Origin of the sequence: Corallococcus sp. AS-1-12, from assembly GCF_020036995.1 — a bacterium.
GTDB lineage: Bacteria > Myxococcota > Myxococcia > Myxococcales > Myxococcaceae > Corallococcus.
In genome coordinates, this window is the sequence record NZ_JAIQDD010000005.1 from 507,838 (window position 1) to 534,765 (window position 26,928).

Here is a 26,928-nt window from a genome sequence, read left to right on the forward strand (position 1 = left end):
CTCCAAGATTTTCGCTGCGGCGGTCCCCCTGTTGGACGCTGGCGCAGCAAGGTGACGGATGTCCGATACGCGCGCCGCGATGAGAGAGTTCCGCTTCCTGGATGAGAAGCGGAAGCTGGGAAGCCTGTCCGCTGTCGAGGAGGCTCGCTGGGTCGAGTTGCGCGGCCTCTTGGGCATCCAGGACGCGGCGGACACCGCGGCGGCGGCCCAGGCGTGGGCCCAGCCCGAGCAGCAGCCCCAGGGGTACTACGGCGAGGATGGCCAGTGGTACGCCTACCCCGCCGGCTACGACCCGAACGCCCAGGGCTACTACGGCGAGGATGGCCAGTGGTACGCCTACCCCGCTGGCTACGACCCGAACGCCCAGGGGTACTACGGCGAGGATGGCCAGTGGTACGCCTACCCCGCCGGCTACGACCCGAACGCGGCGGCCTATGATCCGAACGCGGCGGCCTATGATCCGAACGCGGCGGCCTATGATCCGAACGCGGCGGCGGCGTGGGCGCAGCAGGGTTACGACCCGAACGCGGCGTATGACCCGAACGCGGCGGAGGGCTACGCGGCCCCGGTGGATCCGCAGGCCTATGCCCCGCAGGCGCCCACCGAGTCGGACAGCCTGAACCTCAGCACGGACGACATCGACATCCCCTCGCTGAGTGAACCCGCGCCGTGGATGCCGCAGGCGCCCGTGGCGACCTCGCCGGCTGCCGCGGCGGAGCCGTGGGGCACGAGCGCCGAGGAGGACTTCTCCGGGCTGTCGGCGGAGGCGCCGCCCCCGGTGGCCGCCGCCGAGCCGGAGCCCTCGCTGGAGGATTCGTTCGCGGACCTGTCGATGGAGGTCGAGACGGAGGCCCAGGCCCCGGCGGCGTCCGGTCTGGATCCGATGGCGGAGGCGCTGGCCTCCGCGGAGCACGCGGTCGGGGAGGCGGAGCTGCTGGAGGCCGAGCCCGTCGCCGAGGCGGTGATGGCCGAGGACCTGTCGCCCGTGGACGCGGCGTGGGACGCGGCGCCGCTGGCGGTGGAGTCCGAGGAGGCTCGGGACAGCGCGCTCGATACCGCGCCGCTCGCGGTGGAGCCGACAGCGCCGGCGGAAGGCACGGCCTCGGAGTGGGACTGGAGCGACGTCGCGACGGCGGAGCCCGCCGCGCCGGTGGAGGCCGTGCAGGAGGCGCAGGCGGTCGCCACGGAGACGGCGGGAGCGTGGGGGGCGGAGACGGCCCCTGTCGCGGGAGCACCGGAGCAGGCTGGAGAGCTCGCGCTCGGCGCGGATGACATGGCGGAGGCGTGGACCGACGGCGCGGCGGCCACGGAAGTGCCCGCGGAGGAGATCGCCCTGGACGCGGGCGACGTCGCGACGGAGTGGCAGCCGGAGACGGCCGGCGCGGAGACCTGGCAGTCCGGTGGAGCCGCCACGGCGACCGGCACGTCCGAGGTCGAGGCCGCGTGGCAGGCGACTCCCGAGGCGGCGGAGATCCCGCTCGGCACGAGCAATGTCGCGACGGACTGGCAGGCGGAGGGTGCGGCTCCGGCGGAGGATGTCGCGGTCGCCACGGACTGGCAGACCGGCGGCGAGTCCGCGGCGGAAGAGATCGCGCTCGGCACGAATGACGTCGCCACGGACTGGCAGGCGGAGGGTGAGGCTCCGGCGGCTGACGCTGTCGCGCTGAGCACGGACGACGTCGCCACGGACTGGCAGGCGGATCCGAACGCTTCACCGGAAGGCGCGGGGGAGATCGCCCTCGGTGCCGAGGATGTCGCCACGGAGTGGCAGGCCGGCACGGCCGCATCCACCGGCGAGAGCGCACTGGCTTCTGGCAACGCGGTGACGGAGTGGACGGCCGATAGCGCCGTCGCCACCGGCACGCCCTCCGAGGAGATCGCGCTCGAGTCGAGCGAGGTCGCCACGGATTGGCAGTCGGGCAGCGACACGTCGGCGCAATCCTCCAGCGAGGAGATTGCGCTCGGCGCGAGCGATGTCTCGTCGGAGTGGCAGGCCGACGACACGGCGCCGGCGCGGACCTCCGCCGAGGAGATCACGCTCGGCACGGATGACGTCGCGACGGAGTGGCAGGCCCAGGAGCCGGCGGGTGTCGCCGCCGATGGCAATGCGTCCGCCCCCACCGCCGAGGCGTGGCAGTCAGGCACGGAGACGCCCGCCGAGGAGATCGCGCTCGACGCGAGCGATGTCTCGTCGGACTGGCAGTCCGGCGACGCTCCCGTGGCGGAAGCCCAGGCCGAGGAGATCGCGCTCGACGCGAACGACGTCGCCCATGAAGGCGCCGCGCTTGGGTCCGACGGTGGCGCTGCCTCGGAGGTCGCGGCCGGAGTGGAGGCCCAGACCTTCGACGTGGCCGACCTGGGAGCCGAAGAGGAGCAGCTCACTCCGCCGCCCTCCCCGTTCGCGAATGAGACGGGCATTCCGTCGCTGCGGATCCGCAGCATCCCGGTCGGCCCGGACATCGAAGCCGACACGGTGGAGCTCGGCTCGGACGATGTCGAGCCCACGGCCGAAGTGGCCCCTGCAGCGGAACAGTGGGGCGAGCTGAGCGGCAGTGCCGACGACGCCGTGCCGCTGGCCACCGCCGCAGAGTCCCTCGCCGAAGCGCAGTCCACCGAGCCGTCGACGTGGAACACCCCGGGTCAGGATGCGCAGGCCTGGTCGGCCGAGGGTGAGCCCTCGGACGCCACCGACACCGTGGGACTGCAGGACGCGTCCGCCGCCATCGAGCTCCAGCCCGAGTGGGCCGCCGATGCCGTGGAGCCCGCCGCCATCGAACTCCAGCCTGAGTGGGCTGCCTCCGCTGACACGGCGGAGGGAACCGGTTCGACGCAGGTGGAGTCCGGCACCGCGTCGTCCGAGCAGCCCACCGCGAACGCAGCACCCGCGTGGGATGCCCCTGCCACCGAATCCGCATGGGCCGCATCCACGACGACGCCCGTCGCGGATGCCCAGGGCCGTTGGACGCCCCCGTCCGAAGAGGCTCCGCTGATCGAGGCCCGGTCCGAATGGGCCACGCCGGAGGCCAACGCCGCGCAGCCGGCCCAGGCGTCCGACTGGAACGCTGAAGAAGCCGCCCCCATCGAGGCCCAGCCCGAGTGGGCCACCGCGGAAGCCGCGCCCGTCGCCGCGCAGTCGGAGTGGGCCGCGGCGGAAGAGGCTCCCATCGAAGCGCAGCCCGAGTGGGCGACGGAAGAAGCCGCGCCGCTCGAAGCCCAGCCGGAATGGACCCCTGCTGAAGGGACCTCCACTGTTCCCACGCAGCCGCAGTGGGCAACCGCGGAGGCCGCGCCCGTCGAGGCCCAGCCCGAGTGGGCCGCGGCTGAAGAAGCCCCCATCGAAGCGCAGCCGGAGTGGGCGACGACTGAAGAGGCCACGCCCGTCGCCGCGCAGTCCGAGTGGGCGACGGCCGAAGGGTCCGCGCCTGTTTCGGCGCAGCCGGAGTGGGCCGCGACGGAGTCCTCCGCGCCCGCCGCCGCGCAATCCGAGTGGGCCGCCGCTGAAGAAGCCCCCATCGAGGCGCAGCCGGAGTGGGCCACGGAAGAGACCTCGCCTGTTGCCGAGCAGGCGGAGTGGTCCACCACGGACGCGACGCCTGCCGCCGCGCAGCCGGAGTGGACGACGACTGAAGCCGCCACGGAGACCGCGCCGATCGAGGCACAGCCGGAGTGGGCCACGGAAGAAGCCGCTGCGCCCGTAGCGGCTCAGTCCGAGTGGGCGACCACGGAAGCTGCTGCGCCCACGGCACCGCAGGCGGAGTCGGCCGCGACCGAAGAAGCCGCTCCCATCGAAGCACAGCCGGAATGGGCCACGGAAGAAGCCGAGCCTGTCGCTGCGCAGCCGGAGTGGGCCACCGAGGAAGCCTCGCCCATCGAAGCGCAGCCGGAATGGGCCACGGAAGAAGCCGCTCCCATCGAAGCACAGCCGGAATGGGCCACGGAAGAAGCCGCGCCTGTCGCTGCGCAGCCGGAGTGGGCCTCGACGGAGGCCTCCGCACCTGTCGCTGCGCAGTCTGAATGGGCCAAGGAAGAAGCCTCCGCGCCCGTCGCGACGGAGTCTGAATGGGCTGCGGAAGAAGTCTCCGCGCCCGTCGCCGCGCAGTCTGAATGGGCCTCGGAAGAAGTCTCCGCGCCCGTCGCTGCTCAGCAGGAGTGGGCATCCGCGGAAGAGGCGCCCATCGAGGCGCAGCCCGAGTGGGCCACCGAGGAAGCCGCTCCCGTCGCCGCGCAGCCCGAGTGGGCGACCACGGAAGCCGCCGCCCCTGCCTCCGCACAGCAGGAGTGGTCCACCGAGGAAGCCGCGCCCATTGAGGCGCAGCCCGAGTGGGCGACCACGGAGGAAGCCGCGCCTGTTGCCGCGCAGCCCGAGTGGGGCACGGCCGAAGGGTCCGCATCTGTTTCGGCGCAGCCGGAGTGGGCCACGACCGAAGCCTCCGCGCCCGTCGCTACACAGCCGGAATGGGCCGCTGAAGAAGCTCCCATTGAGGCGCAGCCCGAGTGGGCCACGGAAGAAGCCGCGCCCGTCGCCGCGCAACCGGAGTGGGCCGCCGCTGAAGAAGCCCCAATCGAAGCGCAGCCCGAGTGGGCCACGGAAGAAGCCGCGCCCGTCGCCGTACAGCCGGAGTGGGCCGCCGCGGAAGAAGCCCCCATCGAAGCGCAGCCCGAATGGGCCACGACGGAAGCCTCCGCGCCCGTCGCCGAGCAGCCGGAATGGGCCGCTGAAGAGGCCCCCATCGAGGCGCAGCCGGAGTGGGCCACTGAGGAAGCCGCGCCCGTCGCGCAGCCTGAGTGGGTCACGGAAGAAGCCGCGCCCATCGAAGCGCAGCCCGAGTGGGCTGCGACTGAAGCCGCCACGCCCGTCGCGCAGCCCGAATGGGCCTCGACGGAAGCCTCCGCGCCCGTCGCCGTGCACCCCGCCTGGGCTGCCTCTGAAGAGGCCCCCGAAGCACAGCCCGAATGGGCCACGCCGGAGGCCGTGACCCCGGGCGCGGATCAGCCGTGGGCCACCACGGACGCCACCGCGCAGTCGGCGTGGGCCGCCACCGAGGACTCCTCCGCGAGCTCCGCCTGGGCCCAGCCGTCCCCCGACGCCCAGCAGCCCTGGGACGCCCCGGTCGAAGAGGCCGCCCCTGAGTGGAGCGCCGCTCCCGCCGCGCGCTCCGCCTGGGCCACGCCCCAGGAGGCCCAGCCCGACTGGATGGCCGACGCCGCCCCCACCCCGTCCACCTGGCAGGCCCCTCCGGCCCCCGCCGCCGAGTGGAGCGAGCCCGTCGCCGAGGAAGAGGTCTCCCTCACCGACATCACCGCCCCCACCCCGTCCGCCGGCTGGGAAGAGCCCGCCGTCGACGTGGACGCGGAACCCGAGGCCACCCTCGACGTCGAGGAGGTCGAGTCCGAGCCCGTGGCCGACATCGAGCTCGTCGAGGAGGTCCCCGCCCTGCCCGTCGCGGCCATCCCTCCTCCGCCGCCCGCCCCGGCCCTGTCGCTCTCCGCTGCGCCCTCCCTGCCCGTGGCCCGGCTGACGCCCCCCGCCGCCTCCAGCCCGACCCTCCGGAGCCCGGCGCCCGTGGCCGCCAACCACCTGCGCCCCACGGACGACGCGCTCTTCGAAGTGCCGGGGGCCGCCTTCGCGTCCGCCGCCAGCTCCTTCGTGGAAGGCGAACACCGCGTCATCATCCACACCGTCGAAGGACAGGTGAAGCGCGGCACCATCCGCGACGCGGACCTCCTGGAGGACACCATCTCCCTGGAGCAGCAGAGCGGCTTCGCCCCGGAGCGCATCCCCGGCAAGCGCGTGAAGGCCATCTTCTTCATGCTCGCCGCGGGCGCGCGTCAGCCGCAGGCGGAGGGCTCGAAGATCCGCGTCACCTTCAACGACGGCCGCCAGGTGGCCGGCTTCTCCCAGGACTTCAAGGGCCCCACCCCGGGCTTCTTCGTCATCCCCGCCGACACCCGCACCAACACCGCGCGCATCTTCATCTACCGCGCCAGCGTGCAGGCCGTCGCCGAGGGCTGAAGCGTCACGCTCCGGGGGCGGCACCGCCCGCCCCCACCCCGCACGAAAAAGAGGGGCCCCGGTCACCCGAGGCCCCTCTCTTCATTTCAAGGCTGAGACGAGGACTACTTCTTGTCCGTGGCCTGCGGAGCCGCCGCGTCCGGCTTCTTCGTGGTCTCCAGGTCCAGGGTGATGGTCACCTCGTCACCCACCGCCACGCCGCCGGCCTCCAGCGCCTTGTTCCAGGTCAGGCCGAAGTCGCTGCGCTTGATCTTCGTGGTCGCCACGGCGCCGCGGCGCACGTTGCCCCACGCGTCCTTCGTCTCCGGCGTCGGGCCTTCCACGGCCAGCGTCACCGGCTTGGTCACGCCGTGCATCGTCAGGTCGCCCGTGACGTTCAGCTTGTCCTTGCCGGCCTTCGCCACCTTCGTGGACTTGAAGGTGATGGTCGGGAACTTCGCCACGTCGAAGAAGTCCGGGCTCTTCAGGTGCTCGTCGCGCTTGGGCTCGTTGGTGTTGATGGTCGTCGCGTCGAGCGTCGCCTCGATGGTGGACTTGGTGATGTCCTTGTCATCCAGGTTGACGTTGCCCTTCACGTTGCTGAACGTGCCGCGCACGTTGGACACCATCATGTGCTTCACGGCGAACTGCGCGCTGGAGTGCGACGAGTCGATCTCCCACGCGGACGCGAAGGCAAACGACGGGGCGGCGACGGCGAGCAGCGTGATGGCGGACTTGAGAGACATCTTCATGGTGTGGACTCCTTGAGTTTGCGGACTGCGAGGTTCAGGCGCGCAGCGCGAAGCTGCGCATGGACAAGGTCCCGTGATGGAAGCCCTCGAACACGGGGGTGATGCGGTCCTCGGGGAGGGCGGCTCCGAGGACGAAATAAATCGGCAACCAATGCTCGGCGGATGGATGCGCGACCCGCGCATTCGGTGCGTCCATCCACGACTGAAGCCCGAGGAAGTCTCGTGCGGCAAGTTTTCCGGCGACCCACGCGTCGAACTCGGCGGCCCATGGCTCGGGGGACGCAAGCTTGTTCCGGAAATTCACCCGGCGAAGGTTGTGCACCACCCCGCCGCTGCCCATGAGCAGCACGCCCTCCGAGCGCAGAGGACGCAGCGCCTCGCCCATGCGCGCCACCTGCGCGGGCGTCGCGTCCGCCGGCAGCGCCACCTGCAACACGGGCACGCGCGCCTCCGGGAACGCGTGCCGCAAGGGCACCCAGACGCCGTGGTCCAGGCCACGCTCGCCGTCCCCCACCGCGGGCACGCCCGCCGAGGACAGCCGCGCCACCACGTCCTGCGCCAGCGCAGGAGCGCCCGGCGGCGCGTACCGCAGCCGGTACATCTCTTCAGGGAAGCCGTAGAAGTCGTAGACGAGCGGCGGCGCCGCCATCGCCGTGACGTGCACGCGCGCGTCCGTCTCCCAGTGCGCCGACACCACCACCAGCGCCTTCAGCGCGCCCGCGCCCTCACCGAAGCGCTGGAGCGCCTGGGGATACGCGTCCGCGTCCAGCGCCGTCATGGGCGAGCCGTGCGAAACGAACAGCGCCGGAGCCACCTGCTGGGCGACCGAACGCCCGGGCCCCATCACCCCCGCCACCCCGGCGGCCGCCACGCCCTGCAGCACCTCGCGTCTGTCCACCCCGGTCGGCATCGTAGCGGCTTGTAATGCAACCCCAGGACCAACGCACCCGACACGGTAACCACATGGAATTGCTCGGTATCCCATTCCAGCACTGTGAAATAACTCTCAGATTGATAGAGAAGCACCTCAGACTGAAACACCTGGGAGGGACGCCGTGGCGGGTCTGGAAGGTTTGGACTTGAAGGAACTCCTGGCGCTCGAGCCGAAGGGCGGCGTCATCCGCTTCGCCGGGCAGCGGGCGCTGTTGATGGACCCGGTGGCGCTGGGGCTTTTGCGCAAGGAGCTCATCGGGATGCTGGGGATGACGGCCGCGCGCGGCATCTTCACGCGGCTGGGCTACGCGCACGGCTGGCGCACCGCGGAGGCGATGAAGACCGCGGTGCCGTGGACGGATGAAGCGGAGTGGCGCCGCTCGGGCGGCCGGCTGCACACGCTGATGGGCCAGGTGCGCGTGGAGCGCATCGAGCGCACGGACAAGGATGGCCCGGAGCCCTTCGCGGAGGCGCAGTGGAGCGACTCCTATGAGGCCGAGCAGCACCTGCTCCACCTGGGCCAGGCGGAGGAGCCCGTGTGCTGGAGCCTCACCGGCTTCGCGTCCGGATACCTGAGCTACTGCAACGGCAAGCCCATCTACTGCGCGGAGCTCAAGTGCGTGGGCAAGGGCGACGCCTTCTGCCACATCGTGGGCCGCCCGCAGGCGGAGTGGAGCACCGAGTGCACGGAGTTCCTGCGCTTCTATGAAACGCAGTGCATGGAGGGCGTGCTCGGCCAGGTGACGGAGGCGCTGCGGCAGGCGGAGCGCAAGCTGCGCGCGAAGCGCCAGTCGCTGGCGCGCGTGTCCGGCGTGACGGAGGACCCCACGGGCATGGTGGCCCGCTCCGAGTCCATGCAGCGCGTGCTCAACCTGGCGCGCCGGTCCGCCAAGGTGGACACCACGGTGCTCGTCACCGGCGAGAGCGGCGTGGGCAAGGAGCGGATCGCCCGGCTCATCCACGACGAGTCCGGCCGCGCGCACAAGGCCTTCATCGCCGTGAACTGCGCCGCCGTGACGGAGAGCCTGTTGGAGAGCGAGCTGTTCGGCCACGCCAAGGGCGCCTTCACCGGCGCCACGCACGACCGGCCCGGCCTCTTCGAGGCGGCGCACGGCGGCACCCTCTTCCTGGACGAGGTGGGCGAGGTGCCCCCCGCCATGCAGGCCAAGCTCTTGCGCGCCCTCCAGGAGCGCGAGGTGCGCCGCGTGGGGGAGAACACCAGCCGCAAGGTGGACGTGCGCGTGGTGGCCGCCACCAACCGCGAGCTGTCCGAGGAGGTCCGCCTGGGCCGCTTCCGCCAGGACCTCTTCTACCGGCTGCGCGTCATCGAGCTGCGCATCCCGCCCCTGCGCGAGCGCCGCGAGGACATCCTCCCCCTGGCGCGGCTGCTGCTGGCGGAGGCCGGAGAGCGGCTGGGCCGCCGCGTGAGCGGCCTGTCCCCGGACGCGGCGGATCAACTGCTGCGCTACCCCTGGCCGGGCAACGTGCGCGAGCTGGGCAACGCCGTCGAGCGCGCGGTGGTGCTGTGCGAGGGGCCGCGCGTGGAGCGCGATGATTTGCCGGAGGAGGTGCGCGCCGCGCCGCCCAGCCTGGTCCCCACCGGCAACCCGCGCCGGCTGGAGGACATGGAGAAGGAGTACATCCTCGCGGTGCTGGCGCAGAACGGCGGCAACCGCTCACGCACCGCGGAGCAGTTGGACATCGGCGTGGCCACGCTCTACCGGAAGCTCAAGCAGTACGGCCACCCGGAGGCCGCGCACTAGTTGAGGTATTGGTCGCGGTCCGGCGGGCGGTTGCGGTCCACCACGCGCAGGTGCTTGGAGCGGTCGCGCAACTGCCGCTGCAGGCGCCAGTGCTGCAACTGGAGCATCAGCCGCTTGGGGCTCGCGCCGCGCACGTAGACGAACACCAGCACCAGGCCAAAAATCTCCGGCGCCACCGCGCGCCAGGAGCCCGCGGTCAGCATGTTCAGCACGGTGAAGCCCGCGCCAATGGCCGCGAACCAGTTGCCCGTCAGCGGGATGCCCCAGAAGTTCGTCTGCCCCTTGCCGATGACCAGGCCGTAGGCCACCCACATCACCGCCGTCATCACGGAGCCGCCCGCGTAGACGCTCATGGGCATCACCAGGGCCAGCGCCGTGGTGATGAGGCCCGCCACCACCGGGATGCCCACCGCCACCAGCAAGAGCCGCTTGCCGCCCCAGGTGGACTCCAGGAAGCCGCCAATGGACCAGATGATGAGGCCGCCGAAGAGGATGCCCAGCGGGCCGGTGGCCACGAACGCGTAGGTGACCAGCTCCCACAGGCGGAAGCGCAGAATCACGTCCGCCGGGTTGAGCAGCAGCAGCGCCCCCTGCCCTCGTGAGGTCGCCAGGAACAGGGCGGAGATGCCCACGAACGCGATGGCAAGCTTGGCGGCCATCGACTCCAGGCTCGGGAACATGTCGCCGAAACCGCCGCCGCCTCGATTGTAGCCCCGCATGGGTCGCATAGAGGCCCAAAGGTGGTGGAACAGCGCCCGGTCCGCAACCCCAAATCCAGAAACGATGAAGGGCGCCCCGCCCTGGTGTCACCAGGGAGAAGCGCCCTCGCATCCCACGCCTTCTGTCGCCCTGCCGGAGGCTTCAGGCCTTGTGGCGGTAGAAGAGCGTGATGGTCAGACAGTGAAACTCCTTGTCCGAGGACTGCGTGACGATCTTGTCCACGACCTCCACGGAGGAGTTCTCCTTCAGCCACTTGGTGATGTTCTCGCCCATGTTCTCGCGATCGCGCGCGAGCGTGGTGGAGAACACCTTGACGCCCGTGAAGCTGATAACGCCCATTCCAACCCTCGTGTCACCAGAGATTACAAATGTTTACCCCGAGTCGGGGGCGCCATCAAGAAACGGGCCCGACAATCCGGCCCGGGAGCCGCCTCCCACCCCTCGGGGCGTCCGCCAGCGAGCGGGGGCCCGCCCACCGTCCACCCGCCGACAGTGCGGCGGGGGGCGTGGGCGCCCGGCCCTTCAGCGTCCGGCGGCGGCGCGCCGGGCCTGACAGGTCACTTCGTCCTTGCAGGCGGGACCGATGCCCTCCGGGTGGGCCGTCAGGGGCGTCTTGTCGCTCTCCTCCACGCCGCACACCACACAGCGGCGCTTGCGGTTGCGGCGCTCGGCACGGCGCTGCTCGGCGATGGCCTTGGCCCGCTCGCGGGCCGTCTTCGCGTCCACCTCGTTGCTCATCTCACCACGTCCCGTCCGGAAGTCGTCTGCCCCGTACCCCGTCGCCACCCTGCGCGCCTAGAGCGCCTCGACCAGCACGGCGATGCCCTGGCCGCCACCGATGCAGGCGGACCCGATACCATAGCGGGCGCCCCGGCGCTTCAGCTCGTACGCCAGCGTCATGGTGATGCGGGCCCCGGAGGCCCCCAGCGGGTGGCCCACGGCGATGGCGCCGCCGTTGACGTTGGTGGCGTCGCGTGGCAGGCCCAGGTCCTTCTCCACGGCCAGGTACTGGGGCGCGAAGGCCTCGTTGACCTCGAAGAGGTCCACGTCCGTCAGCTTCGCGTCCGCGCGCTTCAGCAGGTTGCGGATGGCCGGCGCGGGGCCAATGCCCATGATGCGCGGGTCGCACCCGGCGATGCCCCAGTTGACGAGCCGCGCCACGGGCTTGAGGCCGTGCTTCTCCACGAAGGAGCGCGTGGCCATGACCATGGAGCCCGCGCCGTCGCAGATGCCGCTGGCCGCGCCCGCGTGCACCACGCCGTCCTTCTTGAACACCTTGGGCAGCTTGCGCAGCCCCTCCACCGTGGTCTCCGGGCGGTTGTGCTCGTCCTTGGAGACCACCGTGTCGCCCTTCTTGCCCTTGAGCGTCACCGGCGCGATTTCCTCCGCCAGCCGGCCCGCCTCCTGCGCCGCGGCGAAGCGCTTCTGGGTGAGGACGGCGTACTGGTCCACGTCGTCCTGGCTGATGTTGTAGTCCACCGCGAGCTGCTCGGCGGTGAGCGCCATGGCGTTGCCCGTGTAGCTGTCCGTGAGGGCCGTCCAGAGCATGTCCTCCAGCCCGCCCTTGCCCAGCGGCAGGCCCCAGCGCGCGCCGCGGATGACGTGGGGCGCCTGGCTCATGGACTCCGTGCCGCCCGCCAGCACCGCCTCCGCGCCGCCCGTCAGCATCATCTCCGCGGCCGTGACGAAGGCCTGAAAGCCGGAGCCGCACAGCCGGTTGACGCCCAGCGCGGGCACCGGCACCGGCACGCCCGTGCGCAGGCCCACGTGGCGCGGCAGGTAGATGGCGTCCGAGCTCGTCTGGACGACGTTGCCGTAGACCACGTGCTCGATGAGCTCCGGGGAGACGCCCGCCTGGGCCAGGGCCGCCTTCGCGGACTCCACGGCCAGGTCGGTGGCGCTCAGGTCCTTGAGGCTGCCTCCGTAGGTACCAAACGGGGTGCGCTTGCCGGACAGGAAGTAGATTTCCTCGTTCTTGGACACGCTCTTCATGGTGCTCGTCTCCCTACTCTTCCGGGGCGCGCGGTGCACGCACGACGTGACGCCGAAAAGCGTCCGGGGGGCCGTCAGCCCGCGCGCCGTCCCAGGAAGGCGCTGGCGACGATGGCAAGCGCGATGGCCGTCCACAACAGCCCCTGGAGGTTCTGGCGGCGGATTTCCTTGCGCCCCAGCCCCTGGTACCAGGCCCTGGCCGCCTGGACCCGCCCCTCCCAGGTGAAGCCCTCCGGCCCCGCCGGGTCCAACCCCTCGAGTCGTCGCACATGCGCGCGCAACAGGCGCTCCGGTGCGGCGTCCTCCAGCGACCCGGAGCGGTAGCCGGGCACGTCCAGCGCGGGGCGCCGGTAGCTGGCCGTCACCACGAAGCCCCCGGAGGCCAGGGGGGTGAGCAGGTAGAGCCGGGGCAGCCCGTCGCCCCCCTCGTGGAGGGTGGCGAAGACGCGCTCGCCCGGGTGGGCCCAGTCGTAGGAGCGGGTGGCCTTCTGGAGGAGCGGCTTCTCCTCGTGGCTGCCCACGGGCGTGAAGCCCAGCGCCTGGAGCTGGAGCGCCAGGGAGGCCAGGGAGTCCGGCAGGTCCATCTGGTCCGCGGGGGCCTCCGGCTCCACCCGGACGGTGTGGGGGAAGAGGTAGAGCAGCGCGCGCCAGAAGTTGAGGAACAGGAGCACGCCGGCCAGCACCAGCCCGGCGACGGCGACCCCCAGTTGCCCGAGCACGTTCACGGGCGGGGCTTTCCGTCCTGGCGCCGGGCGGCCGTGGCGGGCAGGTCCCTCCAGCGCGCCAGGTCCGCGGGGGTGAGCGGGTCGCGGCCCTCCAGGAAGCGCTCCAGGTGGCCCAGCGAGTCCACGCCCCAGAACATCTCGTCGTCCACCAGCACGGACGGCACGCCGAAGGCGCCCTGGGCGAGCGCGCCTTCCGTGTTCTTGCGCACGCGGTCCTTCACCTCCGGCAGTTGGGCCCGCTCGAGCAGCGCCCGCGCGTCGAAGCCCGCGTCCGTCAGCACCGCGCCCACCTGCTCCGGCGTCTCGATGCCCCGGCCCTGGCCCCACGCGGCCGAGTAGAGCGCGGTGGTGAGCCGCACCCGCTCCGCCACGTCGTCCACCGCCGCCGTCACGCGCAGGGACAAGAGCGGGTTGAATGGGTGCGAGGGCGGCAGGGTGAAGGGCGCGCCCTGCTCGTGCGCGATGCGGAACGTCTGCTTGAAGACGTAGACGCGCTTGGCGGGGATCTCCGCCGGGCCAATGGAGCCCACGGCGTTGAGCAGCCCCGCGAGCAGCACCGGCACGGGCTCCAGCACCCGGCCGTGGCGCTCCGCGATGGCGGGCATGCGGAGCCAGGCGAGGTAGGCGTACGGGGACAGGTAGTCCAGGCAGAAGCGCAGGGGGGACGAGGCCATGGGCCCATCCTAAGCACGACCCGGCCGTCAGGCGCTCTGCTTCACGTCCCCCTCGAGCTGGCGCGACAGCGGGCCGCGCAGCGACTGGGCCAACTGCTGCAGGTGCGTGGCCCGGGCGGTGGCGAAGGCCCGCTCGGCGATCTCCAGCTCCCGCATCGCCTCCCCCGGCGTGCCGTGCCGCTCCGCGTGCTGCATGTACACGAGGCCCATCTGGAGCACGTTGCCCGTGGCCTCCGCCAGCAGGCGCGCGTGGCGCAGGTGCGCGTCCCCCTCCGCCCGCGACACCAGCGGCGCCAGGGCGCGGCGGGCCAGGATCTCGTCCCAGGGGTTGGCGAAGCGGGGGTCCAGCGCGCGCGCCAGCGCGGCCTCGGCGGCGACGAGCGCGGCGGCCAGCCGGCCCTGGTCCCGCTCGAAGCGCGACTGGTACACGTGCACGAGCGTCTCCATGCGCAGGCCGCCCATCCGCGCGGCCTCCAGGGCGCGGGGCAGCGACTCGCGCGCGGCGGCCGCGTCCTCGAAGAGCACGTCGCGGCACGCCTGGTACACCAGCACGTGCGCGCGCAGCCAGCGGTCCTCGGGCAGCACGCGCGAGAGCGCCTCGCCGCGCGACACCACCGCGGCGACGAGCTCGTGCTCGCCGCGCTCCAGGTAGTACGGCGGCGTGAAGAGGGCCAGGTTGCGCTCCATCAGCCGGGGGCTGCCCAGCCGCCGCACCAGCTCCGTCTTCTGCGCGAGCGCGGACGCGAACGCGGCGCCGTCGCCGGTGAAGGCCGCGCGCGCCACCTGCGCGAAGAGGTGGTAGGCGCGCACGTCGGTGAAGCCCTGGCCCTCCGCCAGGTGCAGCCCGTCCCTCAGCAGCTCCTCGTCCAGCGGCTCGCCGCGCAGGGCCAGGTTCACGTTGAGCAGGTAGCCGCCCATGCCCAGCGCCCACGCCAGCCGCCGGGGCGGACGCCCCACCGCGTCGCGGAACTCGCGCAGCCGCTGCACCTGCTTGCGCTGCTCGGTCACCCCGCCCGCCCAGTGGCCGGTGTACGCGCACAGCGTCGAGCGCGCCACGGACAGCCCCGCCCGGTACGGCGAGTCCTCCGGGTGCTCGGCGGCCACGCGCGCGATGAGCGCCTCCAGCTCCTCCGTGCGCCCCAGGATGGCCAGCGCCATGCCCTGGAGGATCTGCAGCTCCGAGCGCTTCCAGAAGACGTCCACCGGCGCCATCCGCCCGTCCGCCGACACCTCGCGGAAGAGCGGGATGAGCAGCTCCTCGCGCTCCGCGGGCGTGGCCGCGCGCGCGGACTGGAGCCGGGAGAGCGCCTCGCGCCGTCCGGCCTCCACGTCCACCGTGGCCGCCCAGTGCGCGAAGAGCCGCTCCGCGTACGCCACCGACGTCGGCGGGTCGCTGGAGTAGCCCACCTCCACCAGCGACACCCACGTGCGCAGGAGCTGCTCCGAGCGGCCCGGGAAGTCCGGCGCGGACTCCAGCAGCCCCGCCGCTTCCTTCAAGAGCAGCGTGGCCTCCAGCAGCGCCTCCGCCTCGATGGCGGCCTGGCCCGCCTGCAGGAGCGGCTGGATGGCCTCCGCGGGCGCGTCCGAGCGCGCGAAGTGCCAGCCCACCGCGCGCACCACGCCCTGGCGCTCCGAGGGCAGCGCCTGGAGCGCCCGCGCCACCTGGCCGTGGTGCGCCCGGCGCTCCTCTTCCGGCGTGCTGTCGTAGACGGCCTGGTGCACGGTGTCGTGCGTGAAGACGTAGCGGCCCTCGACGTCCTGGAGGAACTGCCGCTCCACGATGCCGTCCAGCACGGCGAACAGCTCCGCCTCCGGCAGGCCGGACAGCGCGCGCAACAGCGGCAGGTCCAGCATCCGGCCCGCGGGCGCCAGCTTGCGCAGGAGCGCCACCTGCTCCGGCGGCGCGTTGGCCAGGCGCATCAGCACCGCCTCCTGGATGCTCGCGGGGAGCGGGCGCGTGCCCAGCCCGTCCTCCGCCTCCCACCGTCCGCCCACGCGCTTGAGCGCGCCCGCCTCCACCAGCATGCGCAGGCACTCCGTGGCGAAGAAGGCGTTGCCGCCCGTCGTCTCGTGCAGCCGCTGGACGAAGCCCCCCGGCACGTCCAGCCCCGGCAGCACCAGCTCCACCAGCTTGGCCACGTGCTCGGCGGACAGCGGCTCCAGGTCCATGCGGGACGTGAGCTTCTCGTCCACCGTCTGGAACGCGAGGCTCAGGCGCGACAGCTCCTGCGAGCGGAACGTGCCCACCACCATGCCGCGCGTGCCGTGCAGCGCGCGGATGACGCCGTTGAGCGCCTCCAGCGACGCGCTGTCCGCCCACTGCAGGTCCTCGAAGCACAGCACGAAGGACTGCCGCCCGCCGAGCGTGCGCGTCCACTCCGTCAGCGCCTCGAAGAAGGCGGCCTTCTCCTCGGAGCCGTCGCGCGGCAGTTGCTCGTCAGGGTCGCCCTCCAGCACCTCCGGCGACAGCAGGCGCGCGAGCGGGGCCTTCACGCGCTCCATCAGGTCCGCGGGCGTGTGCGGCACCAGGCAGCGCAGGGCCTGCGCCACCGGCGCCAGCGGGGACAGCCCCTCCGCGCGGCACTGGCCCCGGCCGAAGGGCAGCTCCGCCAGCTTCGCCTGGAGCTCGAACTCCTGGAGCAGCCGCGTCTTGCCCACGCCCGCGGGGCCGCCCACCAGCATCGCGCGCGACTGGCCCCAGTCCGCCTCCGCCAGGCCGTTCATCAGCCCTTCCAGCTCCGCCTCGCGCCCCACCACCTCCGGCACGTGCAGGTAGCTGGCGCGCGCGGACAGCGGCTCCTCGGGGACGGGCTCGCCGCTGGCGTGGCAGAGCGCCTCCAGCAGCTCGCCCGCGTCCTGGAAGCGCTCGCGCGGGTCCTTCGCCATCAGCAGGAGGATGATCTCCTCCAACTGCGGATCCACCGGGCACAGCGTGGAGGGGCGCGGCGGCGGGCGCGTCAGGTGATCCGCCAGCAGCACCGCGGGGCTGTTGCGCTTGAAGGGCAGCTTGCGGGTGGCCAGGTACCAGGCCATCACGCCCAGCGAGTACAGGTCCGCCCTCCCGTCGATGCTCGCGCCGCGCTGCCACTCCGGCGCCAGGTACTCCAGCGTGCCCTTGAGCTTGCCGGGGCTGGGCGTGCCCAACTGGTGCATCACGCCGAAGTCCATCAGCTTCACCGCGCCGGACTCGGTGATGCGCACGTTGCTGGCCTTGATGTCGCAGTGCACGTACAGGCGCGAGTGGATGAACGCCAGCACCTGCGCCATCTGGATCAACACGCGATACAGCGTGCGCGTGTCCAGGGGCGCGTCCCGCACCAGCGTGCTCAGGTCCTTGCCGCCCACCACCTCCATGGTGATGAAGCGGTTGCCCGCCTCCGTCATGCCCCAGTCGAAGACCTTGAGCGTGGACGGGTGCTGGAGCTTCTTCATGGCGAAGAACTCGTGCCGGAACAGCAGCACCAGCTCCTCCACCTTCGCCGCGGACAGCTCCGCGGGGACGTGCATCTCCTTGAGCGCCACGCGGCGGCGCTCCTGCAGGTCGTCCGCCAGCCAGATGCGGCCCATGCCGCCTTCGCCCAGCAGCGACTCCACGCGGTAGCGCCCGGTGACGACGACGCCCGGAATCAGCGAGCGCCGCTCCCCGATGCCCGAGCCCGGCAACGTGATGGGCGTACGCATCCGCTCCCCCCAGGTGCTCGGAGGGCGGGTGCGTTCATCCAAGACCGTTGTCTTCTCGTCGTCGCTCACGAGCCCAGGGGCTGGCCGTTTCCGGGGCCAGGATCTGGATTCCAGAATCCAGACGTAGCGAGGAATAGCACGTTTCAGTGACACCGCCTCCGGGACATCCGAGCAGGTGCACGCTCTGCCCCCATTGCCTGTTTCACCGCCTTGCTGGAAGCAGCCCCGCGGACGCGCCCGGACGCCTGCTGGGGAGCCGCTTCCACCCCCGCTCCCACGACGCACCCGCGTGCGTGCACACCGTTGCCACGCACCCCCAGGCCCGTCGCCCGGGGGAGGAGGGGGAAGCGGCATGCGTGCATGGAAGTGGGGCGGCGCCACGGTGGCACTCGCGGCCGTGACCGCCTGGATGGCCTGCGGCCAGTCCGGTCCGGGCGAAGCGCAAGGGTTGGGGAAGGCCCAGGCCGCCACGGTGACGCTGGGCGACGGTCACTGCGCGGGCGTGGTGGTGGGCCAGGGCCGGCACGTGCTCACCGCGGCCCACTGCGTCGCGCCGGAGGCGGGCGAGGAGCGGACGAACTTCGAGGACGGCCGGCGCCTGAGGGGCCGCTACGTGTTCGTGGATCGCGGCCGGGACATGGCGGTGCTGGAGCTGGAGGCGAAGGCGCCGGTGGCGCCGCTGGAGGTGGCCGAAGGGCTGCCCATCCCCGGCGCGATGCTCGTCTTCACCGGCCGCCATGACCGGCCCGGCGAACCGCAGCGGGTGAGGGTGGAGCGCTGGGGCCGCTGCCCGTCGCTGCCGGACGTGCCCAACGCGCTCTTCACCACGATGCACGGCGTGCCGGGGGACTCCGGCGCGCCGCTGGTGGACGAGCACCTGCGCGTGGTGGGGCTGGTGCACGGCGGCGCGCGGTGCAGCATCGCCGCGCCCACCGGGGACGTGGCGCCGGAGCTCCAACGCCTGTCGCGGCAGGACGCGCAGCCGCTGGCCCGGCGCCCGGCCTCCGCGCCGCGCTGACGCGGTGGGACGGCGCACATCGCCCTTCCCGCACCTGGGTGGCCAGGCGGGCGGCGGGCGCACGCGCCGTCATTGCCCGGCCGTCCCGGCGCATCCCACCTTCCCGTCGGAGGTGACACCATGGCTTCGGACAAGGACTCCAAGAACTTCCAGCCGCGCAACCGGGGGCGGATGGAGGACGCGCTGGACCGCGGCGCCGCCGAGCTGGCCCGCGAGCGCTCCCGGGCCGCGGCCCGCGAGGACGAGAACCCGGGCCCGCTGCGGGAGACGCGCTGGGAGGCGGAGGTGGAGCGCGGCGCGGAGTGGCAGGACGAAGAGGTCCCCGAGCGCGAGGCGCGGGGCGACGAGGAGCCGGACTCCGAGGTTTCCCGGCGCGGGCTCGTGAATCCGCCACCCGAGGGTTGAGGGCGTTGGCGGCAAACCCGTGAGGTGGAGGCTTTCACGAATTCTCACGGGTGAGGGGGGACCTCTTGCCCGGTGCGCACGGCGGGGGGATGCTGTGCGCGCGGTTTCCCCCTTGCCGTCCGTCGTTGCCTCCCCGGGAGTCGATGCACCGTGAAGCCCAAGGTCCTCATCGTGGAGAACTCCTGGACCATGCGCGAGACGCTGAGGCTGCTCCTGTCGGGTGAGTTCGACTGCACGGTGGCCTCGGATGGAGAGACGGGGCTCGCGCACGCGCTGGCGCAGCCGCCGGACGTGCTCCTGTCGGACGTGAACATGGAGGGCATCGACGGCTATGAGCTGTGCCGCCGCGTGCGCGCGGAGCCCTCCCTGGCGAACCTGCCGGTGATGTTCGTCAGCGGCTACCCGCCGCGCACGGACCTGGAGCCCGGGCAGCCCCAGCCGGACGCGTACCTGGTCAAGCCGGTGAAGCCGCCGTACCTCATCGCGCAGTTGCACGCCGTGCTGCAGCGCGCGAGGGGCGCCACCGCCAAGGCCGCGGGCGAGGGCTGAACCGGACGGATGCCGGGGCCTGGTGTCTCGGCGAGGACGCCCCGCGCTTCTGTCACTGACCTGGGACACGGGGAGGGCTATACCTTGCCCGAACTTTCCCTCCTCTCGTCCCGAGGTCCTCGCGTGCTCAACGCCTTCCCCCGCGTCCCGGCTCCCAAGAACGAGCCCGTCCTCTCCTACGCCCCCGGCACCCCGGAGCGCGCGGAGCTCCAGTCCACCCTCAAGCGGATGAGCGGGGAGCGCATCGACATCCCCGTCGTCATCGGGGGCAAGCACGTGAAGTCCGGCAAGACGGACACCGTGCGCATGCCGCACCGCCACCAGCACGTGCTGGCCACCCTGCACGAGGCCGACGCGGGCCACGTGGAGCAGGCCATCCAGAACGCCATGAGCGTGAAGGAGGACTGGGCGCGGATGCCGTTCCACGCGCGCGCGGCCATCTTCCTGCGCGCCGCGGAGCTGCTCACCACGCGCTACCGCCCGCTGCTCAACGCGTCCTCCATGCTGGGCCAGTCGAAGACGGCGCACCAGGCGGAGATCGACGCGGCGTGCGAGCTCATCGACTTCCTGCGCTACAACGTCCACTTCGCGCAGCAGATCCTCTCCCTCCAGCCGGAGAACTCGCCGCAGACGTGGAACATGACGGACTACCGGCCGCTGGACGGGTTCGTCTTCGCCATCGCGCCGTTCAACTTCACCTCCATCGCGCTGAACCTCTGCGTGTCGCCCGCGCTGATGGGCAACGTGGTTCTGTGGAAGCCCTCCTCCACGCAGGCCCTGAGCGCGTGGTACGGCCTGGAGCTCTTGCGCGAGGCGGGCCTGCCCGACGGCGTCATCAACATGCTGCCCGGCGACGGCCCCACGGTGGGCAACCCGGTGCTGGCGAGCCCCCACCTGGGCGGCATCCACTTCACCGGCTCCACGCCCACGTTCAATCACCTGTGGAAGACGGTGGGAGAGAACATCGGCCGCTACAAGCAGTACCCGCGGCTGGTGGGTGAGACGGGCGGCAAGGACTTCATCTTCGCGCACCCGTCCGCGGCGGACGACCTGGAGGCGCTCGCGGTCGCCATCGTGCGCGGCGGCTACGAGTACCAGGGCCAGAAGTGCAGCGCGGCCAGCCGCGTCTACGTGCCGGAGTCCCTGTGGCCCAAGCTGAAGCCGCGCCTCCAGGCGCTCATCGGTGAAATCAAGATGGGCGACGTGGCGGACTTCCGCAACTTCATGGGCGCCGTCATCGACGAGCGCTCGTTCAAGAAGGTGTCCTCGTACATCGAGCTGGCGAAGTCCGGCGGCGACGCGACCATCGTCGCGGGCGGCGGCACGGACAAGAGCGAGGGGTACTTCGTGCAGCCCACGCTGGTGCAGTGCACGAACCCGCGCCACCGCATCATGACGGAGGAGATCTTCGCGCCGCTGGTGGGCGTGTACGTCTACCCGGACGCGAAGTTCGAGGAGACGCTGAAGGAGTGCGACCAGTCCGCGGCGTACGCGCTGACGGGCGCCATCTTCGCGCGCGACCGCAAGGCCATCGAGCAGATGATGAGCGGCCTGCGCAACGCGGCGGGCAACTTCTACATCAACGACAAGCCCACGGGCGCGGTGGTGGGCCAGCAGCCGTTCGGCGGCAGCCGGGCGTCGGGCACCAACGACAAGTCCGGGTCGATGATCAACCTGTTCCGCTGGTCCAGCCCGCGCACCATCAAGGAGAACTTCGCGCCGCCGGTGAAGGTCCCCTACCCGTTCATGGACAGCGACCCGAAGGAAGGGGCCATCTAGTCCCATGAGCGGACCGTTCCCGGGCATCGCGGGGCTGGAGACCTATGCGCTGGAGGACGGCGGCTGCCGCGTGGAGGTGATTCCCACGCGCGGCGCGCTCGTCACGCGCATGGTGGTGGACGGCGAGGACGTGCTCTATCTGGACGAGAGCACCGTCGCCGACCTCACGAAGAACGTGCGCGGGGGCATCCCCGTGCTCTTCCCCATCGCCGGCCCCCTGCCCGGGGACACGTATCCGGCGGACCGCAAGGCGTACACGCTGCCGCAGCACGGCTTCGCCCGGAAGCTGCCGTGGACGGTGCGCCAGGCGGAGGGGTCGCTGCTGGTGCTGGGGCTGACGTCGTCGGAGGAGACGCTGCGCCAGTACCCGTGGGCCTTCGACGCGCAGTTGGCGTTCTCGCTGGCGGGCCGCAGGCTCACGGTGGACTTCGACGTGGAGAACCGGGACACGCGGCCCCTGCCGCTGCACCTGGGCTACCACCCGTACTTCCGCGTGCCTCAGGGCAACAAGGCGAAGGCCCGCGTGGAGACGGACGCCACGCACGCGTGGGACAACCGCGCGAAGCACGAGGTGCCCTTCACCGGCCTGGACCTCACGGCGCAGGAGGTGGACATGCACCTGCGCGACCACTCCGCGCCGGGCACGGTGCTGGAGCGCGGGCCGGGCCTGTCCCCCGTGAAGCTGTCCTGGAGCCAGGAGTTCCGCCTGCTCGTCGTGTGGACGCTGCAGGGCAAGGACTTCGTCTGCGTGGAGCCGTGGACGGCCGCCGCCGGGGCGCTGGCCACCGGCGAGGGCCTGCTGCACGTGGCCCCGGGCGAGCGCGTGTCGCTCGCGTTCGACATCGAGGCGTAGCGCGCGCCTCAGGCGTGCGGGACGAGGGGCAGGCTCAGCGGGCCGCGCACGGTGAGGGAGGTGTTCCACTTCACCGGGCCCGTGGGCGTGAAGCGCGTGAAGCGGGAGAGCAGCACCTCCAGGCCCACGCGCGCCTCCAGCCGGGCCAGCGGGGCGCCCAGGCAGAAGTGGATGCCGTGGCCGAAGGGCATGTTGTTCACGCCCTCGCGGTCCATGTCGAAGGTGTCCGGGTCCTTGAAGCGCTCGCCGTCGCGGCACGCGGAGCCGATCATCAGCGCCACGCGCGCGCCCTCCGGAATCACCACGCCCGCGACCTGCGTCTCCTTCGTGGTGACGCGCACCAGGCCGTGCACGGAGGGCTCGTAGCGCAGCACCTCCTCCACGAAGCGCCCCACCTGTGACGGGTTCTCACGCAGCCGGGCCACCAGGTGCGGCTGCTCCATCAGCATGCGCACGCAGTGGCTGACGAGCTGCACGGTGGTCTCCAGCCCCGCCACCACCAGGAGGAACAGGAAGCTCATCAGCTCCGCGTCGGTGAGTTCCTCGCCCTCCACGCGCGTCTTCACCAGGTCCGACACCATGTCGTCCTGCGGGTGGCGGCGGCGCTCGGCGACGACGTGGGACAGGTAGTCCTCCATCTCGCGCACGGTGGCCTTGATGGACTCGTGCCGGTGGGTGTCCTTCTCCGTCGTGCCGGACACGCTGGACAGGTCCACCGACCAGCGCTTGTAGCGGGCCGTCATGGTGGGGTCCAAGGCGAAGAGCTCGCCAATCACGCTGGCGGGCAGCGGCATGGCGAAGGCGTCCACGAAGTCCACCTCGCGCTCCGGGGACAGCCGCTCCGCGAGTATCCGCGCGAAGCTCCGGATGCGCGGCTCCAGCCGGTTCACCGCCGCGGGCGTCCACGCGCGGCTCACCAGCGTGCGCAGCCGCATGTGGTACGGCGGGTCCATGACGATCATCGACTCGGAGAAGGGGTTGTGCCCCAGCCACGGTGGCGCGGTCGTCGTGCGCACCCCGGCCGAGGAGAACACCTGCGGGTTCTTGAAGGCCGCGGCCACGTCCTCGAAGCGGGTGATGGCCCACAGCCCACCGGGTTCCACCTGACACACCGGCGCGCTGCGGCGCAGCTCCGCGTAGACGGGGTAGGGATTGGCCCGGACTTCCGGCGCCATCAGGTTCACGCGTCCAGTCATGAAAGAATTTCCTTTCCCGGCTGGAAATCTATACCCGTTATACTGGCTGCTGAACAGAGGCGCCGCCTCCCCCCTCCCTCGAGTCCCCGTCACCATGTCCCGCTTCGCCCTCGCCGCCGTTACGGACGCGGGCACGCTGACGTACTGCGTGGCGCAGGTGGGCGAGACGGAGGTGAAGTACATCGAGCCGAAGGCGGGCATCGCGCCCGCGCCCATGCGGCTGGCCATCTACCTGCACGGCGACGGCGCCTCCACGTACAACGGCAGCAACCCGCGCTCGCTGTACCAGGACTCCCTCCTCCAGGACATCCAGGCGGCGGAGCAGTACCTCACCGGGCTCCAGTTCCCGGTGAACGACAAGGTCATCGCGGGCGCGCAGCACTGCGCGTTCGACCAGGTGGGCCGCGTCACGGGGTGTGGAACGAGGCCACCGCGCAGTAGGCGTCAGGCCGTCACGGGCACCGGGGCCTCCGCCAGCCGCACGTGGATGATTCCTGGTGTCCGGTGCCGGAACCAGGGCAGCCGGTTGAACGTGTTCAACACGGCGCGCTGGGCGCCCCGGGGGAACCGGTACGGCACCTTCGAGACGTGCGCCACGCGTGGGTGCCAGCCCTTCAGCGTGGGCACCACCTCATCCAGGTTGATGCCCCACGGCATGGGCGGGACACGGTAGGCGCGCGTGCGGTGCTGCCCCGCGAGCGACATCTGGGAGGTCCACCGGGGAATCGTGTCGAAGAGCAGCTCCGCGCCCGGGAAGCGCTCGGCGATGTCGATGACCAAGCGGCGGACCTGCTCCTCCTCGAAGTACATGAACAGCCCCTGCGCGACGATGAACACGCCCTGGGAGGCGTCCACCGCGTCCATCCACGCGCGGTCCAGCGCGCTCGCGGGAAGGTGGCGGAGCCGCTCCGTGGGGGGAAGGAAGCGCTCGCGGATGGCCATGGCCTCCGGCAGGTCCACGCTCAACCAACGCAGCCGGCCATTGTCGAGGCGCAGGGCCTGGGTCTCCAACCCATCCCCCAGCGACACGATGAAGCCGTCCGGGTGCGTGGCCAGCCACTGGCGCAGGACGCGGTCCGTCTCCACCGCGCGGATGGCGTGAGCCGCCTGCGCCTTCCCGAACGAGCGCTCGAAGTCGTACGGGATGGCGTCGTAGATGCGCACGCAGTCGGCGTCGCGAAGGATGCCGTCGGGCCGCTTCGCCTCCGCCGCGCGGTTGTGCAGCGTCAAGAGCATCGTCTCCGGGATGCCCGTGAGGTTCGGAACGTCGCGCTCGGCCATGGCAGGCCTCCTTCTTGGCATTCACCATGGATCCCGATGGATTCGGGAGCAAGGACCGGAGCGCGGACGGATGACGGAGCGGTCTACGGTGCACGCTCCTCCTTCGCCACATGGAGCAGCCGCATGCGCCTCTACGACCATCTGCCTTCAGCGAACGGCTACAAGGTCCGCACGCTGCTCGCGCAGCTCGGGCTCGCGTACGAGCTGGTGCCGGTGGACATCTTCGCGGGGGAGAGCCACACGGCGGACTTCCACGCGAAGAACCCGGACGGCCGCATCCCCGTGCTGGAGCCGGAGCCGGGGCGGTTCCTCGCGGAGTCCAACGCCATCCTGTTGTTCCTGGCGGAGGGCACGCGCTTGCTGCCCGAGGACCGCTTCGCTCGCGCGCAGGTGCATCAGTGGATGTTCTTCGAACAGAACGCGGTGGAGCCGAACCTCGGCACCGCGCGCTTCTGGCTGCTCACCGGCCGGCAGCCGCCGGAGTCCGACGTGCTCCGGAGCCGCGTGCAGGGCGGTGAGCGCGCGCTGGCCGCGATGGAGCGGCACCTGGCCCAGCACGCGTTCCTGGTGGAGGAGCGCTACACCGTCGCGGACCTCTGCCTCTTCGCGTACGTGCACCTGGCGCCGGAGGCGGGCGTGGACCTGACGCCCTCCCCGTCCGTGCGTGCGTGGCTGGAGCGCGTGAAGGCCTGGCCCGGCTTCCTGGGCCCGGTGCCGCCCTACTCCGCGAACGCGCACGTGCGCTGACTACTCGTGCTCGGAGGCCACGGCCTGACGGACCTCCGCGTCCGTGAGCATCACCGCGGGCGCATCCGCCGTTGCTTCCTTCAGCCGCTTCGTCTCGGTCTCACGGTTGGGGGCGCCACCACAGGCCCTTCAACCCCGCCTGCTCACACGCCTGCCGCGCCTCCTCGGTGTAGCAGTAGTAGAGCAGCTCTGGGACGAAGAACACGGGCGGGAAGCCTCCGAGGGGAGGACGGAGCACGAGCGGCTCGGCGGCATCCTCGCCTAGGAATTCTTCTCCGCAGCGATGGAAGGGCACGCCCTTCACGAGGGTGCGCTCCCGGTCGAGGCAGTCTGTCTGATCCAGCAACTGGAGGATGACGAAGTCCTCGTTCTTCAGCGCGGGGTCCGTCACCGAATGCCAGGTCCGCCTCTGGGGGTATCCGCTGTACACGAGATGCCTGATGCGTTCCGAGTAGATGACCGTGGGGATGAGGCGGTGGCGAAACGGGCCCACTGACTCGAGTACGCGCACCATGCGCCGGGAGAGCAGCAACCACCCCATGGGTGAGGTGAACAGGTGATCGAGCCCGGCAATCCGCTCCAGGTCGCCGTAGTACTCCATGACCCCAGGCGCTCCCTGCTGGCGCTGATAGTCGATGCCAGGTTCGAAGAACGTCACGGACTCGAAGCCGTCGAACTCGATGAGATGAGCGTCGTAGAGATCCACCCCCTCCGTAATGTGGGAGGCATCCGTCGCCAATGCATACATCATGTGGTGTGTGACTCCCCGTGGGAGGACAGCTCCAGCAAGGCCAGCTTCTTCCCCGTGAGCACCCTACCGCCGCGCTGCTCCTGGATCACCTTGATGACCGGCTCCTTCAGGCTTCCGGATTCGATGGCCCGGCGCAATTCGTTCTCGACCTTGAGGAGGGCCTCCTCGATGACCTTGGGCGTCCAACTGGAGGAGCCCTTTTTGGACAGATCCTTCCAGGCGGCCTCAAGCTGAGCACGCACGAATCTGCTGTAGATGGGATGGCTGCCCGAGTGGATGAACTGGCCTTCCACGTTGAGCCCGGAGGGCATGTCGAGGATGTTCGACCCCCTGTCAATCGTGTAGCCCTTGAGCCGCTCCATGGCCGTGCGAGTCAGCGGGTGGGTCTGGGCGATCTCGTCTGGGATGAGGTGGTGCATGGGATGACCGGCGGAGAGCCGGACCTCCGCTGCCGCCCGCGCCGCCGGGCCCTGGGTCTTCTCCACCCAGTCCAGGTAGTTCTTCCGGTAGCGGGTGAAGACGCTCAGGCGGGGCGTGCCCTTGCCGACCTTGAGCACCACCAGTCCATCCTGGGTCACCGTGAGCGCCCCATACTCTTCGCCCAATGCCTTGCCGTCCGGACGGCGCAGTCGATAGGGCTGGGAGTCCGAACTCAACTTCTCCAGACGGTATCCGGCGGCTTGGAGTTCCCGCTTGAACGCGTCGAATTCCAGCGTCCCCTCCTGCGGGATGCGGCGTCCGACGAAGTCCTTGAGCTTGTCCCAGTTGGGGAGCTTCTCCAGCAGCTTCTCCAACTCGGCGTCACTGAGCGTGCGCTCGGTCAGGGAGGGCTCGGGGTCAGGCCTGGACGTCCCGCCTTCCTTGACAGCTTGTGACAGCAACGGCGTGCCGGAGCCCCAGGGATTGAAGGGCAGCGAGACAGACGGAGCGGCGGTAATGGAGCCCGGCTGGAACACGGGGACGCCCGCGTAGGCACCGCCAGGACCCGCCGCCGCCATCATGTAGAGGCGAGGCGGAGTGATTCGCACGGACGTCATCAGCTTGAGCCCACGTCCCGCGTTGGTCTTCGCGCCCATCAATGCCAGCGCGGCCATCGCGATGCTCACCAGCATCCGGA

Annotated in this window: 21 protein-coding genes; 8 read left to right on the top strand and 13 right to left on the bottom strand. The window is 71.3% G+C overall.

What is annotated here, in order from left to right; all coding sequences use genetic code 11:
- The first annotated feature begins 58 nt into the window (after positions 1-58).
- Positions 59-6,013, top strand: coding sequence for a hypothetical protein (locus K8556_RS11695; protein ID WP_223740115.1), 5,955 nt, complete (start codon positions 59-61; stop codon positions 6,011-6,013).
- Positions 6,014-6,117: 104 nt separating this feature from the next.
- On the opposite strand, the gene K8556_RS11700 is transcribed toward K8556_RS11695, so the two are convergent.
- Together K8556_RS11700 and K8556_RS11705 are read right to left on the bottom strand one after the other, a co-directional pair.
- Positions 6,118-6,744, bottom strand: a complete 627-nt coding sequence (locus K8556_RS11700; RefSeq protein WP_223740116.1) for a YceI family protein — start codon at positions 6,742-6,744, stop codon at positions 6,118-6,120.
- A 34-nt stretch (positions 6,745-6,778) separates the two neighbouring features.
- Positions 6,779-7,654 (bottom strand): dioxygenase, encoded by an 876-nt coding sequence (locus tag K8556_RS11705; protein WP_223740117.1) that lies wholly within the window; start codon positions 7,652-7,654, stop codon positions 6,779-6,781.
- A gap of 145 nt (positions 7,655-7,799) precedes the next feature.
- Here K8556_RS11705 and K8556_RS11710 point away from each other — a divergent pair, with 145 nt between their 5' ends.
- On the top strand, positions 7,800-9,440 hold the full coding sequence (locus K8556_RS11710; protein WP_223740118.1) for a sigma-54-dependent Fis family transcriptional regulator: 1,641 nt from the start codon (positions 7,800-7,802) through the stop codon (positions 9,438-9,440).
- Here the strand turns inward: K8556_RS11710 and K8556_RS11715 are convergent.
- From K8556_RS11715 to K8556_RS11745, 7 genes are all read right to left on the bottom strand, one after another.
- On the bottom strand, positions 9,437-10,168 hold the full coding sequence (locus K8556_RS11715; protein ID WP_223740119.1) for a rhomboid family intramembrane serine protease: 732 nt from the start codon (positions 10,166-10,168) through the stop codon (positions 9,437-9,439). The two genes, K8556_RS11710 and K8556_RS11715, sit on opposite strands and share 4 nt — an antisense overlap.
- A gap of 133 nt (positions 10,169-10,301) precedes the next feature.
- Positions 10,302-10,499: a hypothetical protein gene (locus K8556_RS11720; protein ID WP_207047995.1), complete on the bottom strand. Its 198-nt coding sequence runs from the start codon at positions 10,497-10,499 to the stop codon at positions 10,302-10,304.
- A gap of 183 nt (positions 10,500-10,682) precedes the next feature.
- Entirely contained in the window at positions 10,683-10,898 is a 216-nt protein-coding gene (locus tag K8556_RS11725; protein ID WP_014399195.1) for a hypothetical protein, read from the bottom strand.
- Positions 10,899-10,955: 57 nt separating this feature from the next.
- Positions 10,956-12,152, bottom strand: coding sequence for an acetyl-CoA C-acetyltransferase (locus tag K8556_RS11730; RefSeq protein ID WP_223740120.1), 1,197 nt, complete (start codon positions 12,150-12,152; stop codon positions 10,956-10,958).
- A 74-nt stretch (positions 12,153-12,226) separates the two neighbouring features.
- Positions 12,227-12,877 carry a hypothetical protein gene (locus tag K8556_RS11735; RefSeq protein WP_223740121.1) on the bottom strand — a complete coding sequence of 217 codons (651 nt, stop codon included), beginning with the start codon at positions 12,875-12,877 and terminating at the stop codon, positions 12,227-12,229.
- Positions 12,874-13,551: a 2-hydroxychromene-2-carboxylate isomerase gene (locus tag K8556_RS11740; RefSeq protein WP_223740122.1), complete on the bottom strand. Its 678-nt coding sequence runs from the start codon at positions 13,549-13,551 to the stop codon at positions 12,874-12,876. The genes K8556_RS11735 and K8556_RS11740 overlap by 4 nt, the downstream gene beginning before the upstream one ends.
- Before the next feature lie 27 nt (positions 13,552-13,578).
- Positions 13,579-17,232: a serine/threonine-protein kinase gene (locus K8556_RS11745; RefSeq protein WP_223740123.1), complete on the bottom strand. Its 3,654-nt coding sequence runs from the start codon at positions 17,230-17,232 to the stop codon at positions 13,579-13,581.
- A gap of 352 nt (positions 17,233-17,584) precedes the next feature.
- Here K8556_RS11745 and K8556_RS11750 point away from each other — a divergent pair, with 352 nt between their 5' ends.
- From K8556_RS11750 to K8556_RS11770, 5 genes are all read left to right on the top strand, one after another.
- Entirely contained in the window at positions 17,585-18,250 is a 666-nt protein-coding gene (locus tag K8556_RS11750; protein WP_223740124.1) for a serine protease, read from the top strand.
- Positions 18,251-18,370: 120 nt separating this feature from the next.
- Positions 18,371-18,655 (top strand): hypothetical protein, encoded by a 285-nt coding sequence (locus K8556_RS11755; RefSeq protein ID WP_223740125.1) that lies wholly within the window; start codon positions 18,371-18,373, stop codon positions 18,653-18,655.
- A 150-nt stretch (positions 18,656-18,805) separates the two neighbouring features.
- A complete protein-coding gene (locus tag K8556_RS11760) occupies positions 18,806-19,204 on the top strand; it encodes a response regulator (protein WP_223740126.1) in 399 nt (132 codons plus the stop codon).
- 123 nt (positions 19,205-19,327) lie between these two features.
- Positions 19,328-20,983 carry an L-glutamate gamma-semialdehyde dehydrogenase gene (gene pruA, locus K8556_RS11765; protein ID WP_223740145.1) on the top strand — a complete coding sequence of 552 codons (1,656 nt, stop codon included), beginning with the start codon at positions 19,328-19,330 and terminating at the stop codon, positions 20,981-20,983.
- A 4-nt stretch (positions 20,984-20,987) separates the two neighbouring features.
- Positions 20,988-21,836 carry an aldose epimerase gene (locus tag K8556_RS11770; RefSeq protein ID WP_223740127.1) on the top strand — a complete coding sequence of 283 codons (849 nt, stop codon included), beginning with the start codon at positions 20,988-20,990 and terminating at the stop codon, positions 21,834-21,836.
- An 8-nt stretch (positions 21,837-21,844) separates the two neighbouring features.
- Here K8556_RS11770 and K8556_RS11775 read toward each other — a convergent pair whose 3' ends face one another.
- Together K8556_RS11775 and K8556_RS11780 are read right to left on the bottom strand one after the other, a co-directional pair.
- Entirely contained in the window at positions 21,845-23,032 is a 1,188-nt protein-coding gene (locus K8556_RS11775) for a cytochrome P450 (RefSeq protein ID WP_223740128.1), read from the bottom strand.
- A gap of 444 nt (positions 23,033-23,476) precedes the next feature.
- A complete protein-coding gene (locus tag K8556_RS11780; protein ID WP_223740129.1) occupies positions 23,477-24,313 on the bottom strand; it encodes a class I SAM-dependent methyltransferase in 837 nt (278 codons plus the stop codon).
- Between the two features lie 123 nt (positions 24,314-24,436).
- Here K8556_RS11780 and K8556_RS11785 point away from each other — a divergent pair, with 123 nt between their 5' ends.
- On the top strand, positions 24,437-25,060 hold the full coding sequence (locus K8556_RS11785) for a glutathione S-transferase family protein (RefSeq protein ID WP_223740130.1): 624 nt from the start codon (positions 24,437-24,439) through the stop codon (positions 25,058-25,060).
- A 100-nt stretch (positions 25,061-25,160) separates the two neighbouring features.
- Here K8556_RS11785 and K8556_RS11790 read toward each other — a convergent pair whose 3' ends face one another.
- Positions 25,161-25,811: a hypothetical protein gene (locus K8556_RS11790; RefSeq protein ID WP_223740131.1), complete on the bottom strand. Its 651-nt coding sequence runs from the start codon at positions 25,809-25,811 to the stop codon at positions 25,161-25,163.
- A partial coding sequence (locus K8556_RS11795; RefSeq protein ID WP_223740132.1) for an AHH domain-containing protein occupies positions 25,808-26,928 on the bottom strand: 1,121 nt, incomplete at its 5' end. The genes K8556_RS11795 and K8556_RS11790, both read right to left, overlap by 4 nt.